Annotated in this window: 13 protein-coding genes; 6 read left to right on the forward strand and 7 right to left on the reverse strand. The window is 71.8% G+C overall.

Features of this window, described 5'->3' with window-relative positions; all coding sequences use genetic code 11:
* Positions 1-103 precede the first annotated feature (103 nt).
* Entirely contained in the window at positions 104-1453 is a 1350-nt protein-coding gene (locus ACWD11_RS01420) for a M14 family metallopeptidase (protein WP_389415186.1), read from the forward strand.
* A 10-nt stretch (positions 1454-1463) separates the two neighbouring features.
* On the opposite strand, the gene ACWD11_RS01425 is transcribed toward ACWD11_RS01420, so the two are convergent.
* The 5 genes from ACWD11_RS01425 to ACWD11_RS01445 all read right to left on the reverse strand — a co-directional run bounded on the left by ACWD11_RS01425 (position 1464) and on the right by ACWD11_RS01445 (position 5784).
* Positions 1464-1985 (reverse strand): hypothetical protein, encoded by a 522-nt coding sequence (locus tag ACWD11_RS01425; protein WP_389415187.1) that lies wholly within the window; start codon positions 1983-1985, stop codon positions 1464-1466.
* A 53-nt stretch (positions 1986-2038) separates the two neighbouring features.
* Positions 2039-3475: a GntP family permease gene (locus tag ACWD11_RS01430; RefSeq protein WP_451280601.1), complete on the reverse strand. Its 1437-nt coding sequence runs from the start codon at positions 3473-3475 to the stop codon at positions 2039-2041.
* A gap of 103 nt (positions 3476-3578) precedes the next feature.
* Complete coding sequence (locus tag ACWD11_RS01435) at positions 3579-3989, reverse strand: RidA family protein (protein WP_389415189.1); 411 nt, start codon at positions 3987-3989, stop codon at positions 3579-3581.
* Positions 3986-4747, reverse strand: a complete 762-nt coding sequence (locus ACWD11_RS01440; protein ID WP_389415190.1) for an IclR family transcriptional regulator — start codon at positions 4745-4747, stop codon at positions 3986-3988. The genes ACWD11_RS01435 and ACWD11_RS01440 overlap by 4 nt, the downstream gene beginning before the upstream one ends.
* The gene (locus ACWD11_RS01445) at positions 4744-5784 is read right to left on the reverse strand and encodes a sugar kinase (RefSeq protein WP_451280603.1); all 1041 of its coding nucleotides are present in this window, start codon (positions 5782-5784) and stop codon (positions 4744-4746) included. The genes ACWD11_RS01440 and ACWD11_RS01445 overlap by 4 nt, the downstream gene beginning before the upstream one ends.
* Positions 5785-5898: 114 nt before the next feature.
* Between ACWD11_RS01445 and ACWD11_RS01450 the strand changes: the two genes are divergently transcribed.
* Together ACWD11_RS01450 and ACWD11_RS01455 are read left to right on the forward strand one after the other, a co-directional pair.
* The gene (locus ACWD11_RS01450) at positions 5899-7164 is read left to right on the forward strand and encodes an alanine racemase (RefSeq protein WP_451280605.1); all 1266 of its coding nucleotides are present in this window, start codon (positions 5899-5901) and stop codon (positions 7162-7164) included.
* Between the two features lie 10 nt (positions 7165-7174).
* Positions 7175-8761 carry an N-acyl-D-amino-acid deacylase family protein gene (locus tag ACWD11_RS01455; protein ID WP_451280607.1) on the forward strand — a complete coding sequence of 529 codons (1587 nt, stop codon included), beginning with the start codon at positions 7175-7177 and terminating at the stop codon, positions 8759-8761.
* A gap of 4 nt (positions 8762-8765) precedes the next feature.
* Here the strand turns inward: ACWD11_RS01455 and ACWD11_RS01460 are convergent, their stop codons facing one another.
* Positions 8766-9608: a S1 family peptidase gene (locus ACWD11_RS01460; RefSeq protein ID WP_389415194.1), complete on the reverse strand. Its 843-nt coding sequence runs from the start codon at positions 9606-9608 to the stop codon at positions 8766-8768.
* A 140-nt stretch (positions 9609-9748) separates the two neighbouring features.
* Positions 9749-10399: a hypothetical protein gene (locus tag ACWD11_RS01465; RefSeq protein WP_389415195.1), complete on the reverse strand. Its 651-nt coding sequence runs from the start codon at positions 10397-10399 to the stop codon at positions 9749-9751.
* Between the two features lie 223 nt (positions 10400-10622).
* On the opposite strand from ACWD11_RS01465, the gene ACWD11_RS01470 reads away from it, so the two are divergent.
* The 3 genes from ACWD11_RS01470 (at position 10623) to ACWD11_RS01480 (ending at position 13680) form a co-directional block, all read left to right on the forward strand.
* A complete protein-coding gene (locus ACWD11_RS01470; protein ID WP_389415196.1) occupies positions 10623-11834 on the forward strand; it encodes a pyridoxal phosphate-dependent aminotransferase in 1212 nt (403 codons plus the stop codon).
* 82 nt (positions 11835-11916) lie between these two features.
* Entirely contained in the window at positions 11917-12306 is a 390-nt protein-coding gene (locus ACWD11_RS01475; protein WP_389415197.1) for an SCO4983 family protein, read from the forward strand.
* Between the two features lie 294 nt (positions 12307-12600).
* Positions 12601-13680, forward strand: coding sequence for a hypothetical protein (locus ACWD11_RS01480; RefSeq protein WP_451280610.1), 1080 nt, complete (start codon positions 12601-12603; stop codon positions 13678-13680).

Below are 13680 nucleotides of genomic sequence, written 5' to 3' on the forward strand. Positions count from 1 at the left end.
GGACGATGAGCGCCACCCGCACCAGTACGTCGCTGAACCACCCCCCTGCTCCACTCCCCGCCTTCCGGAGATCCCGGAAGCCCTGGAGACACAAGGAGAATTCATGCGGCTTCGCATACGAGGCTCAGGCGCCCGCGGCGGCAGACGCACCGCCACCCTCGCCACCCTCCTGGCCCTGGCCCTCGCGGCACCCCTCTCCGCGACCGTCACGGCCAACGCCGACAGCGGCACCCGGCCGGCGCCCTCCGCCGACACCGTCCGCCAGTACGAGATCCACACCCACTCGACCGCCAGGGACCGCACCGCGATCCAGCGCACCGGCGTCACCGTGGACGAGGTCGACGCGCACGGCCTGGTGGTCTCCGGCCGCGCCGACCAGATCCGCACCCTGCGCGGCCTCGGCTACGAGGTCACGCCGCTCGGCGCCGTACCGGACCGCTCGGGCGGCGCGGACGACGCCCGGCTGCTCGACTTCCCGTCGGCCGACTCCCGGTACCACAACTACGCGGAGATGACGAGCGCGATCAACTCGATCGTCTCGGCGAACCCGGCCATCGCCAGCACCCGGGTGATCGGCACGTCGTACCAGGGCCGGAACATCACGGCCATCAAGATCAGCGACAACGTCGGCACGGACGAGTCCGAGCCGGAGGTGCTGTTCACCCACCACCAGCACGCCCGCGAACACCTCACCGTCGAGATGGCGCTGTACCTGCTGCGCGAGCTGACCTCCGACTACGGCTCCGACTCCCGGGTCACCAGCATGGTGAACAACCGCGAGATCTGGATCATCCCCGACATCAACCCGGACGGCGGCGAGTACGACATCGCGACCGGCTCGTACCGCTCCTGGCGCAAGAACCGGCAGCCCAACTCCGGTTCCTCCTACGTCGGTACCGACCTCAACCGCAACTGGAACTACCGCTGGGGCTGCTGCGGCGGCTCCTCCGGCTCCACGTCCTCGGACACCTACCGGGGTTCGGCGCCCGAGTCCGCGCCCGAGGTGCGGGTCGTGGCGAGCTTCGTGCGCAGCCGGGTCATCGGCGGCGTGCAGCAGATCAAGGCCGGGATCGACTTCCACACCTACAGCGAACTCGTGCTGTGGCCGTTCGGGTACACCTACTCCGACACCACGACCGGGATGACGGCCGACGACCGCAACGCCTTCGCGACGGTCGGCGGCAAGATGGCGGCCAGCAACGGCTACACGGCGGAACAGGCCAGCGATCTGTACATCACCGACGGATCGATCGACGACTACCTCTGGGGCACCCACAAGATCTTCGGGTACACCTTCGAGATGTATCCGCGCTCCAGCTCCGGCGGTGGGTTCTACCCGCCCGACGAGGTGATCGAGCGGGAGACCTCACGCAACCGGGACGCGGTGCTGCAGCTGCTGGAGAACGCGGACTGCATGTACCGGTCGATCGGGAAGGAGTCCCAGTACTGCTAGTCGAGTACTGCTAGTCGGACTCCTCGAAGTAGGCGTCCAGCACGGCGTCGAGCTGTGACTCCCACTCGGCGAAGCGGCTCCTGGCCGCCGCCTCGATCTCGATCGGGTACCAACGGCGGTCAGGAGTGTGCACCGTGACGGTGTACCGCTTGCCGAAGCGGGCGGTCTCCGTCTCCACGGCGCCGATCTCGTCCCAGCGGAACTCGCACTCCTGGTCGTCCAGGCAGAGCCGGACCCCGCGGCGGTCGGCGACGATCCTCGCCCGGCGGTCGGCGGCCTCGAAGACCGGCCCGTCGTCGGCGACTTCGTCGGCGGCGGTCTCGTCCTCCTCCACCGCTGCCTCCTCCACCGCTTCCTTGACGACCTCGACCGCTTCCGCGGCCTCCACGGCCTTCGCGTCCGCGTCCTCGGGCTCCGCCGGCTCCTGCGCCCGCTTCTCCATGGACACGGGCGGGGTGAGCCCGGGGACGAAGGCCGGGTCGAATCCGGCGCCCTCCAGGGGCTGGCTGCTCGATCCTATGCGCTGCTCCACAGCGGGCAGTATGGTCGACGATCCTGTGCCGCACACAGTCGGCACCGGCATCGTTATACGAAGATGCTCAATCCGGCGGCCATCACGAACCCCACCACCGACAGCACCGTCTCCAGGACGGTCCAGGTCTTCAGGGTGTCCCGCTCGCTGATGCCGAAGTATTTCGCCACCATCCAGAAGCCGCCGTCGTTGACGTGCGAGGCGAAGATGGACCCGGCCGAGATGGCCATGATGACGAGGGCGACGAAGGCCTGCGAGTGGTCCCCCTCCGCCAGCAGCGGCGCGACGATGCCCGCGGTGGTGACGATCGCCACCGTCGCGGAGCCCTGCGCCACCCGCAGCACCACGGAGATCAGGTAGGACAGCGCGATCACCGGCAGGCCCACGTCGTTGAAGGTGTCCGACAGCGCCTGGGCCACCCCGCTCGCCTTCAGTACGGCGCCGAAGACCCCGCCCGCGCCGACGACCAGCAGGATGTTGCCGACCGGCTTGAGGGAGGAGGTGGACACCGTCTCCAGGGACTTGCGGGACCAGCCACGCCGGATGCCGAGGACGTAGTAGGCGAGCAGCAGCGCGATCGTCAGCGCCACGAAGGGGTGGCCGAAGAACTCGATGACCGAGCGCGGGGTGGACGGGTCGAGGGCGATCGAGGAGAACGTGGCCGCGAGGATCAGGAGCAGCGGCGTACCGATGATGGCGAGCACCGTGCCGAGGGCGACCGGCTGTTCACGCGGCTCGCGCTGCTCGTGCTCGACGGCGCGCCTGGCCTCCTCCGCCGCCTCGACCATGTCCTGCGGTACGGCGACGAAGATCCGGCGGCCGATCCAGGCGGAGTACACCCAGGCCGCCAGGACGGCCGGGATGCCGCAGACGACGCCCATGAGGATGACCCAGCCGAGGTCCACGCGGAGCAGTCCGGCCGTGGCCACCGGGCCGGGGTGCGGGGGCAGGAAGGCGTGGGTCATCGACAGGCCCGCGAGCAGGGGCAGGCAGTACAGCAGGATCGATTTTCCGGAGCGCCTGGCGGCGGCGTAGACGATCGGGGCGAGGACGAAGATGCCCACGTCGAAGAAGACCGGGACGCCGAAGACGACGCCGGTGATGCCCATGGCGAGCGGGGCGCGCTTCTCGCCGAACAGCCCGAGCAGCCGGGACGCCAGCACGGCGGCGCCGCCGCTGACTTCGAGGATCGCGCCGAGCATGGTGCCCAGGCCGATGATGATCGCGACATGGCCGAGGATGCCGCCCATGCCGGTCTCGATGGTGGAGACCGCGTCGGAGCGCTGGACGGTGCCGAAGAGTTCGGTGACCGACAGGCCGGCGAGCAGACCGACGGCTATGGAGACGGCGAGCAGGGCGACGAACGGCTGGAGCCGGACCCGGATGATCAGGAAGAGCAGCAGCGCGATGCCGACGGCGGCCACGGTGAGCAGACCGGCGGTGCCGTCGACGAGGAGGAGCAGGCCGCCGGTGTGCGGGGGTGGTGTCATGGGGGTCCTCTTGCTACGTACATACAGCTTTCGGGCAGGGGGGAGCGCGGCATGGCCCGGCGAGGGGCCATGCCGTGGGGGTGGTGCGGGAGTTGAGTGAGCGTCAGCCGAGGACGGCGAGCGCGTCGATCTCGATGAGCAGGCCCGCGGGAAGGCCGACGTAGACCGTCGTGCGCGCGGCGGGCGGGGCGGTGAGGTGCTGCGCCTCGAAGTAGGCGTTGTAGATCTCGTTCATCTCGGCGAAGTGGGCCACGTCCGTCAGATAGACGCGGATCATCATCACGTCGTCCCAGCTCGCGCCGCCCTCCTCGAGGATCGCCTGGACGTTGTCGAGGGTCTGCAGGGTCTGCTCGCGCAGGGTGGGGCCGGCGGGGGTGGGCGGCTTGCCCTCCTCGGCCGGCAGGAAGCCGACCTGGCCGGCGACCTGGAGGATGTTGCCCTTGCGCACGCCGTGCGAGAACTTCGCGGGCGGGGTGGTGTGGGTCGGCGGGGTGAGCGCGGTCTTGTCGGTCATACGGGGTCCTTTGCCGGGGTCTTGCCTGAGTACTCGCCGCTGATCTCGTCGGCCGTGCGGCGCACCAGCGGGAGGAGGGTGAGGAGTTCGTCGGCGGTGACGACGACGTTGGGGGCCGAGACCGACATCGCGGCGACGACCCTGCCGTCCGCGCCGCGGATGGGGGCGGCGACGCAGTTGATGGACTCCTCGTGGCCACCGAGGTCGGTGGCCCAGCCCTGTTCGCGCACCGCGTCCAGCTCCCGCAGGAAGGCGGGGGCGTTGGGTGTCGAACGGGACGTGTACATGGGGTAGTCGAGCTTCTCCGCGAGGGCGCGGCGCTCGGGTTCGGCGAGGTCGGCGAGGAGCAGCTTGGCGACGGCGGCGACGGTGATGGCGACCGGCTTGCCGATCCGCGAGTACATGCGGACCGGGTAGCGGCTCTCGACCTTGTCGATGTAGAGCACCTCGTCCTCCTCGTACACGGCGAGGTGGACGGTGTGTCCGCACGTGTCGTTGAGGCGGACGAGGTGGGGGTGGGCGATCTCGCGGATGTCGAGGTTCTCCATCGCCTCCTGGGCGAGGGCGATCAGCCGGGCGCCGAGGCGGTAGCGCTGGTCGGACTGGCGGTAGACCATGCCGTGCTCGTGCAGGGTGCGCAGCAGGCGCAGGGCGGTGGACTTGTGCACCCCCAGGCGGTCGGCGACCTGGCCCAGGTCGGCGGGGCCCTCGGCGAGCAGCGGCAGGATGCTCAGCGCGCGGTCTACGGTCTGGCTCATGGGGTGCGTACCTCCTCCTCGGCCCGGGGTGCGGCCGGTGTCCAGCCGGGGCCGAGTCGAAGTCTCCCCCACGCCTCGTCGCCGAGGGCGGCCAGCCGGTCGGCGGTGTCGCGGGCGGGGGGCGGGGCGAGGTCGCCGGGGGCGGTGAGGGCGGCGGCGGCCCAGAGGTGGCCGTGCCGGAGCCGGTCCCGCAGCGGGAGTTCGCGGAGGGTGGCGGAGAGGAACCCGGCGGCGAAGGCGTCCCCGGCGCCGGTGGCCGACACGACGTCGACCCGGAGGGCGGGCTGGAAGACGCGGGTGGACTCCTGGAACACCGTCGCGCCCTTCGCCCCCTCCTTCACCACCAGCACCCCCGGCTCGGGGAGCAGCTCCCGGATCCCGTCCGGGCCGCCTTCCACCCCCCATGCCTGCGCCGCCTCGTCCTCGCCCACGAACACGAGGTCGCTGCCGCGGGCGAGGCCGAGCAGGACGTCACCGGCCGCGGCCGGGTCCCGCCACAGGCCGGCCCGGTGGTTGACGTCGAAGGAGACGAGCGGGCGCCCGGGGCCGCGTTCGGTGAGCTTCTGCACCAGCGCCAGGCAGCTGCCGGAGAGGGCGGCGGTGATCCCGGACAGGTGCAGCACGCGCCCGGGGCCCACCTGCGCGTTCCGCACGCTCATCGCGGACGCCGCCGAGCCGGCCCGGTAGTACGCCACTTCGTGCGCGTCCGTCCCGCGGTCGCCGGCGGTGCGGAAGTACACGCCCGTCGGCCGCGCCGGGTCCCGGCCCACCGCCGACACATCGACGCCGTAGGAGCCGATCGCCTCGACCAGGTGGTCGCCGAAGCCGTCGGCGCCGACCCTGCTCACCCACCGCACCGAGTGTCCGGCGGCGGCCAGGGCGCAGGCGACGTTGGACTCGGCGCCGCCGATCGACCGGTCGAAGGAGGGCACGTCGGCGAGGCGGCCCGGCCGGGCGGGCAGGAACGCGACCATGGACTCGCCGAGCGCGACGACGTCCACGACGTCGGGGGTGTTGCCGGTCCCGGTGATGCTCACGATCGTCGTAGCTCCCCAGCCTTGTGCTCGTGTTGGCCGAGATGTTAGACAGCAGTAAGCGACATACGCAATGAGCGTTGCAAATAATGCAACACACCGGATCAGGGAGGCCCCATGGCCGCTGAAGCGCTCGCCCGTCTGGCCGAGGAACGCGTCGACCACCGTTTCAAGGGCCTGCCGCCGGACGCCATGGGCCTGACCGTCGGCGAGCTGGCGGCCGAGCGGCGCAACCTCTTCACGGACGGCTTCGCCACCCCCGTGCTCGCCCTGTCCGCCGAGCGCCTGGCGCACAACCTGCGCCTGATGGAGACGTACGCCGAACGCCACGGCCTGGCCTTCGCCCCGCACGGCAAGACCTCCATGGCCCCGCAGCTCTTCCGGCGCCAGGTCGAGCACGGTGCCTGGGGCATCACGCTCGCGGTGCCCCATCAGGTGTGGGTGGCGCGGGAGTTCGGGATCCGCCGGGTGTTCCTCGCCAACGAACTGGTGGACGCGGCGGCCCTGCGCCGCCTGGCCGCGGAACTGGCCGCCGACCCGGAGTTCCGGTTCGTCTGCTACGTCGACTCCGTGCGCGGGGTGGAGCTGATGGACGCGGCGCTCAAGGGTGCCGCCCGGCCCTTGGACGTCGTCGTGGAGCTCGCCGCGGGCGAGGGCGCGCGGACCGGTGTGCGCACCGAGGCCGAGTGCGCGGCGGTCGCCGACGCGGTGGCCGCCGCCCGGGCGCTGCGGCTGGTCGGCGTCGCCGGGTACGAGGGCGAGGTGCCGCGCGCCACCCCGGAGCGGGTGCACGCGTGGCTGCGCCGGCTGGTGGCGCTGGCCGGGGACTTCGACCGGGCGGGGCGGTTCGCGGACACCGACGAGATCGTCGTCAGCGCGGGCGGCAGCGCCTGGTTCGACGCGGTCGCCGACGTGTTCGCACAGATCCCTGAACTCTCGCTGCCGGTACTGAAGTTGCTGCGCTCGGGCGCCTACGTCTCGCACGACGACGGCCACTACCGCAAGCTCACCCCGTTCAACCGGGTCCCCGCCGAGGGCGCCCTGGAGCCCGCGTTCCGCCTGTGGACGCAGGTGGTCTCCCGCCCCTCCGCCGAGCAGGCCTTCGTCAACGCCGGCAAGCGGGACGCCGCCTACGACCTCGACCTGCCCCTCGCCCAGGTGGTCCGCCGGGACGGGGTGGAGCGACCGGCGGCCGGCATCGAGGTGACCGCCCTGTCCGACCAGCACGCGTGGCTGCGCACGGCACCCGAGGCGGACCTGGAGGTCGGCGACTGGGTCGGCCTCGGCCTCTCCCACCCGTGCACGTCCTTCGACAAGTGGCCGCTGATCCCGGTCGCCGAGGCGGACGGCACGGTCGTCGACTACATCCGTACGTTCTTCTAGGAGGCCCGAAGTGCAGGACCTGGTCATCCGGGACGCCGACGTGGTCGACGGCTCCGGCGCCGACTCCTACCGCGCCGACGTGGTCGTCGACGACGGCCGGATCGTCTCGATCGTGCGCGAGGCGGCCGCGGCGGGCTGCCAGCGCCCCTCCGCCGTGCGCGAGCTGGACGCCGAAGGGCTGGTCCTCTCCCCCGGCTTCGTCGACATGCACGCGCACAGCGACCTGGCCCTGCTGCGGGACCCGGACCACAGCGCCAAGGCCGCGCAGGGCGTGACACTGGAGGTGATCGGCCAGGACGGGCTGTCGTACGCGCCGGTCGACGACCGTACGCTCGGCGAGGTGCGCCGCGCGATCACCGGCTGGAACGGCCACGGCGACGACATCGACTTCGACTGGCGGTCGGTCGGCGAGTACCTGGACCGCCTGGACCGGGGCGTCGCCGTGAACGCCGCCTACCTCGTCCCCCAGGGCACGGTCCGCGCCCTCGCGGTCGGCTGGGAGGACCGCGAGGCCACGCCCGAGGAGCTGGCGAGGATGCGGCAGCTGGTCGCGGAGGGCCTGGAGCAGGGCGCGGTCGGCATGTCCTCGGGCCTGACCTACACCCCCGGCATGTACGCCGAGGACGCCGAACTGACCGAACTGTGCCGGGTGGTGGCGTCGTTCGGCGGCTACTACTGCCCGCACCACCGCTCCTACGGGGCGGGCGCGCTGGAGGCGTACGCGGAGATGGTGGCCCTGACCCGGGACGCGGGCTGCGCCCTCCATCTGGCGCACGCCACGATGAACTTCGGGGTGAACAAGGGCCGGGCGCCGCAGCTGCTGGACCTGCTGGACGAGGCGCTGGCGGCCGGCGCGGACATCAGCCTCGACACCTATCCGTACACCCCCGGCTGCACGACGCTGGCCGCGCTGCTGCCGAGCTGGGCGAGCGAGGGCGGCCCGGAGGCGGTGCTGGCGCGGCTGGCGGACGAGGAGAGCGCCGAGCGGATCCGGCACCACCTGGAGGTGACCGGCTCGGACGGCTGCCACGGCGTGCCCGTCGAGTGGGACACGATCGAGATCTCGGGGGTGAGCGACCCCGCCCTCGCCGCGCACGTCGGCCACCGCCTGGACGGCTGGACCACGGCCCGCCGGCTGCTCCTGGCGGACCGCCTCGGCACCACGATCCTCCAGCACGTCGGCCACGAGGAGAACGTCCGGTCGATCATGCGCCACCGCGTCCACACCGGCGGCTCGGACGGCATCCTCCAGGGCACCAAGCCGCACCCGCGGGCGTACGGCACCTTCCCGCGGTACCTCGGCCACTACGTGCGGGAGTTGGGGGTGCTGTCACTGGAGGAGTGCGTCGCGCACCTCACCTCCCGCCCCGCGGCCCGGCTGCGCCTGCCGGACCGCGGTCTGGTCCGCGAGGGCTACCGGGCCGACCTCGTGCTGTTCGACCCGCGGACGGTGGCGGCGGGCTCGACGTACGAGGAGCCGAGGAGGTTGCCCACCGGCATCCCGTACGTCCTGATCGACGGCCGTTTCGTGATCGAGGAAGGCCGCCGGACGGACGTGCTCGCGGGCCGGTCGGTGCGGCGCACGCCGGCGCGGTGAACGGTCACGGCTTGGGCAGGACGCAGCCGCTCGCGCTCAGGTCCAGCTTGTTGTCGATGCCGAAGCAGGCCGGGAACCGGTACGTCTGCTGGGCGTAGTTGATGCCCTGGCGGACGGTGACGTTGCCGCTCGCGTCGACCTCGCAGGGGTTGTTGACGGTGCAGCTCTGGCCGTCCATGTTGCCGGTGTTGTTCACGGCGACGACCGTGTTGGTGGCCCGGTCGAGCACCGGCGAGCCCGAGGTGCCGCCGATGGTGTCGCAGGCGGAGGTGTAACGGACGGAGTCCTTCCAGGTCCAGTCGCCCTCCTTCAGGCGGTACGCGAAGCCGTCGACGGAGCAGTTGTAGATCCGCTTCCAGTAGCCCGAGACGACGCTGATGGCGGTGCCGGCGACGGGGCGGGTGTCGCCGAGGGTGAGCGCGCTGATGCCGTACGAGGACCTGATCTGCGCGTAGGTGCGGGTGAGCTGGTAGATCGCGGCGTCGGTGTCGGTCATCGTCGCGTAGCTGATCTTGGCGGCGCGCAGGGTGGCGACGCGGGTGCCGGCGGAGTTGAGCAGCCCGAAGGAGCGGCTGGAGGGCCGGTCGACGACGACCTCGCCGGGCGCGGGGAAGCCGGTCTCCAGGCAGTGGCCGTTGGTGAGCACGAGCGCGGGGTCGTTGTCCTCGGAGTCGGGCATCCGCACGACGGATCCGGAGCAGTTGCTGAGCGACACGGTCCCGGCGAAGGTGACGGCCTGGATCGCGGGCGCGGCGCTGTCGCTCCGGTCGGGAGCGGCGACCGCGGGTGCCGCGCCGGCCCCGGCCAGGGCCAGGGCGGACAGCGCGACGACGAGAGGCTTTCTCATGTGGGGGTCCCCTCTTGCACCGAAGGTGACCGGAGATCTTCCGGCCACCCGCTGATTTGTCATGCGCATTGTTGTGTGAGGGGGTGCCGGGAACAAGCAGTCGTTTCCGGCCACGGCGGCCGGCCCGAGGCGCCTGCGGCCTACCGCGGCCTTTTGGTGCTGCCCGAGCCGCTTCCGGGCTTCTTCCCGGAGTTGCCGGGGCCGGTGTCGCCCGAGGCGGTGGTGGCAATGGCGGTGGCGGTGGGCTCGGGGGATTCGGTGGCGGGGGCCGTGGTCGTGGGGGCGGCGGAGTCCTCGCCGGACGTCCGCGGCCGCGTCGGCTCCGCCTCGCCGGGGGAGGCCGTGGTGCCCGGCGCCCCGGAGGCGGCGGCCGGCGGAGTCGGGGGCGGGGTCGCGGACGGGTCCGTCGGCGTGCCGGCGTCGCCCCTGGATGTGCCGTCGTCGCCCGTCGGCGTGCCGGTGTCGTCCTGCGCCGAGCGGGCCGGGTCCTTCTTGCCCTCCGAGCCGCCCGAGGAGGAGTCGGAGGAGAACCCGAAGCCCGCCACCAGGGCGGCGACCGAGACCGTGCCCAGCGCGCCGGCGGCCATCAGGAGGGGGCGGCGCTGGTCCCGGCGGCGGTGCGAGCGGCGGGCGGCGCGGCCGCCGGTGCCGGGCTCCCAGCCGCCGTCTGGCGCGCCGGTCACCCGCGGCAGCTCGCTCGTCTCGTCGTACGCGTTCTGCCAGCCGTGCGCCAGGGCCGGGTCGCGGTACTCCTCGTAGTCGGGGGACGGGGCCGCCTGCGGGACGTACACCCGCGGCGGGACCTGAGGGCCCTCACCGTGGGGGCCAGTGACACCGTTGGGGGCATTCACGCTGTTCGTCCCGTTTCCGTGCTGCGGTGGCTGGGCATGGCCGCGCATTGTAGAGACGGGAGGCGCACGGGGGACAGTCGTCGGCGATAACCTCCCAAACCACCCGTCTCATGTGGTGGGAAACACGGCCCATGGGGCGTTACCGGGCCGTAAGCTCACCGGCATGCAGGTGATCCAGTCGACCAAGCTCGCCAACGTCTGTTACGAGATCCGGGGCCCGGTTCTCGAGGAGGCCATGCGGCTGGAGGCGGCGGGTCACCGCATCCTCAAGCTGAACACCGGCAACCCCGCGGCCTTCGGCTTCGAGTGCCCGCCGGAGATCCTGGAGGACATCCTCCGCAACGTCTCCTCGGCCCATGGGTACGGCGACGCCAAGGGGCTGCTCGCGGCGCGCCGCGCGGTCGTCATGCACAACCAGACCCTCGGCATCGAGACCGACGTCGAGCACGTCTTCGTCGGCAACGGCGTCTCCGAGCTGATCGTCATGGCGATGCAAGGGCTGCTGGACGACGGCGACGAGGTGCTGGTGCCCTCGCCGGACTACCCGCTGTGGACCGCCGCCGTCTCGCTGTCCGGCGGAACCGCGGTGCACTACCGCTGCGACGAGCAGTCCGACTGGATGCCCGACCTCGCCGACGTGGAACGGAAGATCAGCGACCGCACCAAGGCGATCGTCATCATCAACCCGAACAACCCCACGGGTGCCGTCTACGACGAGGCCGTGCTCAAGGGGCTCACGGACCTCGCGCGCCGGCACAACCTCCTCGTCTGCTCCGACGAGATCTACGACAAGATCCTCTACGACGGCGCCACCCACACCCCGACCGCCAAGGTCGCCCCGGACCTGCTGACCCTGACCTTCAACGGCATGTCGAAGGCGTACCGGGTGGCCGGTTACCGCGTCGGCTGGATGTCGATCTCCGGTCCGCGGGCCCATGCCGACTCCTACATCGAGGGCCTGACGATCCTCGCCAACATGCGGCTGTGCGCCAACATGCCCGGTCAGCACGGCGTCGTCGCCGCCCTCAGCGGGCGGCAGACCATCAAGGACCTGGTCCTGCCGGGCGGGCGGCTCAAGGAGCAGATGGACGTCGCCTACGAGCTGCTCACGCAGATCCCCGGGGTGAGCTGCGTACGCCCCAAGGGCGCCCTCTATCTCTTCCCCCGCCTCGATCCCCAGGTCTACAAGATCAAGGACGACCGGCAGCTCGTCCTGGACCTGCTGCGGCGCGAGAAGATCATGGTGGTCCAGGGCACCGGGTTCAACTGGAGCGAGCCCGACCACTTCCGGGTCGTGACGCTGCCGACGGTCGGGGATCTGCGGGACGCGGTGACCCGGATCGGGAACTTCCTCGACGGTTACAGCCAGCCCTGAGGACCCGATCTACGCTCGGCTCAACTTTAGACGGAATCTAAGCTAGGATGGTTTCCTGTCAGAGCACAGGAGGCCATCCCCCATGTACGAACCGATCCGCACCAAGTCGGTCCACACGATGGCCGGCACCACCTCCGACTTCCCCCACCGGACGCGCGAGGAGGAGCTGGACATCCAGCTGGCGGGTCATCTCGCCGCACTGCTGGCGGTCACCGACGAACTGCGCGCCCTGGCCCCGTCCGCCGACCTGGACGCCGCCACCGAGCGGCTCGCGGAGCAGGTGACCCGGCTCCGGGGCGGTGCCGCGGTGCGTGCGGTGCCCACGGGCGAGGCCCGTGACCTGCCGGCGCTGCACCAGCGGGCGCACACGCTCGCCGGGCGCGCCCTGGTCGTCGCGGCGTCCCGCGCCGACACGGCGGCGGCCATTCTGGCGGCGGAGCGGATGGACGCGCACGCGTGCTGCGCGGCTTGAGCGGCGGCCGCGTACTGCGCTGCTTGAGCCGCGGCGCCTTGTCGCCGTAGGGCCTGACGTCGCCCTGCGGCTGCGGGAGCGCGGTGGCTTGTCGCGCAGTTCCCCGCGCCCCTTTCGGGGCGCCCACAGTCGGCCCCGGTCCGCGTGCACCCGCAGCGACGCGCGGACCGGGCGCCATGCACTGCGTTGGTTTTCCTGGCCCCCTTCGGGGTGTTGCAGGACCGGGGTCGGTATGACTCCTGGTGTTCATCGGGGGTGGCGGGGAATGTTGGGTTCCGGGAGCACTCTCGGCGTGTGAGACGAATCATCGGAATCGTCCTCGCGGTGGTGCTGATCGGCGGCGTGGTGGCGGCTGTCGTGGCGGGCCGGGAATCCGGGGACACGGGCACGGCAACGAAGACCGTGCGAGCAGTGATCGGGTCGGAGAAGGCGGAGTTCTTCGCCGATCCCGACGTGGTGGAGGCCCTGGCCGCCCAGGGCTACACCGTGCGGACGGAGACGTCCGGGTCCTGGGCGATGGAGGGGCTCGACCTCAAGGGGTACGACCTCGCCTTCCCCTCCAGCAAGGCGCCCGCCGACGAACTGGCCGCCAAGTACGAGGTGCGCCAGCCGCTGCCGCGGCCCTTCTACTCCCCCCTCGTCGTGGTGGCCCACCGCAACGCCGCCGGCGTCCTCGCCGCAAACGGCCTGGCGACGCTGGACGGGGAGCACCGCAGCACCCTGAGGATGACCGCCTACCTCGACGCCGCCCGCGCGGACCGGACCTGGCAGCAGCTCAAGGGCGCCGACCAGCACGGCGAGCTGACCGGCACCCTCTTCATCGCCTCGACCGACCCGCAGACCTCCAACTCGGGCGCGCTGTACCTCGCCGCGGCCTCCTGGGTCGAGGGCGGCGGCCGGGTCGCCGCGAGCGCCGAGGACGTCGAGGCGACCGCGCCGCTGATGCGCAAGCTGATCAGCGTGCAGGGCGCCCAGCAGTCCAGCACCGACGCGGCGTTCCGGGACTTCGTCAGCGGCGCCGGGAACCCGCTGGTCCTCGTCTACGAGTCGCAGGTCGCCGCGCTGCTCGGGCAGGGCGAGGGCGGCGTGGCCGACCTGACCGTCCTCTACCCGGACACCACCGCCAACAGCGACCACACCGTCGTACCGCTGACCGAGGAGGGCCGGGCGCTGGGCGACCTGCTCGGCTCGGACCCCCGGCTGCGCGAACTCGCGGTCCGGCACGGGTTCCGGCCGCAGGGCGCCCGCGCCGAGTTCACCTCGGCCACCGCCGCGCACGCGGCCTATCTCAACCAGCAGCTCACCGGCGTCCGGCAGGTGCCCGTGCCCACCTCCGCGGTGCTGCACGACATGGCACGCCGGGCCGGATCCTAG

The organism is Streptomyces sp. NPDC002776, assembly GCF_053592195.1.

Bases quoted from the DNA above. Each gene is read 5' to 3' on its own strand.
- ACWD11_RS01420 (WP_389415186.1), top strand. From the start codon at position 104: ATGCGGCTTCGCATACGAGGCTCAGGCGCCCGCGGCGGCAGACGCACC.
- ACWD11_RS01430 (WP_451280601.1), bottom strand. From the start codon at position 3,475: ATGACACCACCCCCGCACACCGGCGGCCTGCTCCTCCTCGTCGACGGC.
- ACWD11_RS01435 (WP_389415189.1), bottom strand. From the start codon at position 3,989: ATGACCGACAAGACCGCGCTCACCCCGCCGACCCACACCACCCCGCCC.
- ACWD11_RS01440 (WP_389415190.1), bottom strand. From the start codon at position 4,747: ATGAGCCAGACCGTAGACCGCGCGCTGAGCATCCTGCCGCTGCTCGCC.
- ACWD11_RS01450 (WP_451280605.1), top strand. From the start codon at position 5,899: ATGGCCGCTGAAGCGCTCGCCCGTCTGGCCGAGGAACGCGTCGACCAC.
- ACWD11_RS01460 (WP_389415194.1), bottom strand. From the start codon at position 9,608: ATGAGAAAGCCTCTCGTCGTCGCGCTGTCCGCCCTGGCCCTGGCCGGG.
- ACWD11_RS01470 (WP_389415196.1), top strand. From the start codon at position 10,623: ATGCAGGTGATCCAGTCGACCAAGCTCGCCAACGTCTGTTACGAGATC.
- ACWD11_RS01475 (WP_389415197.1), top strand. From the start codon at position 11,917: ATGTACGAACCGATCCGCACCAAGTCGGTCCACACGATGGCCGGCACC.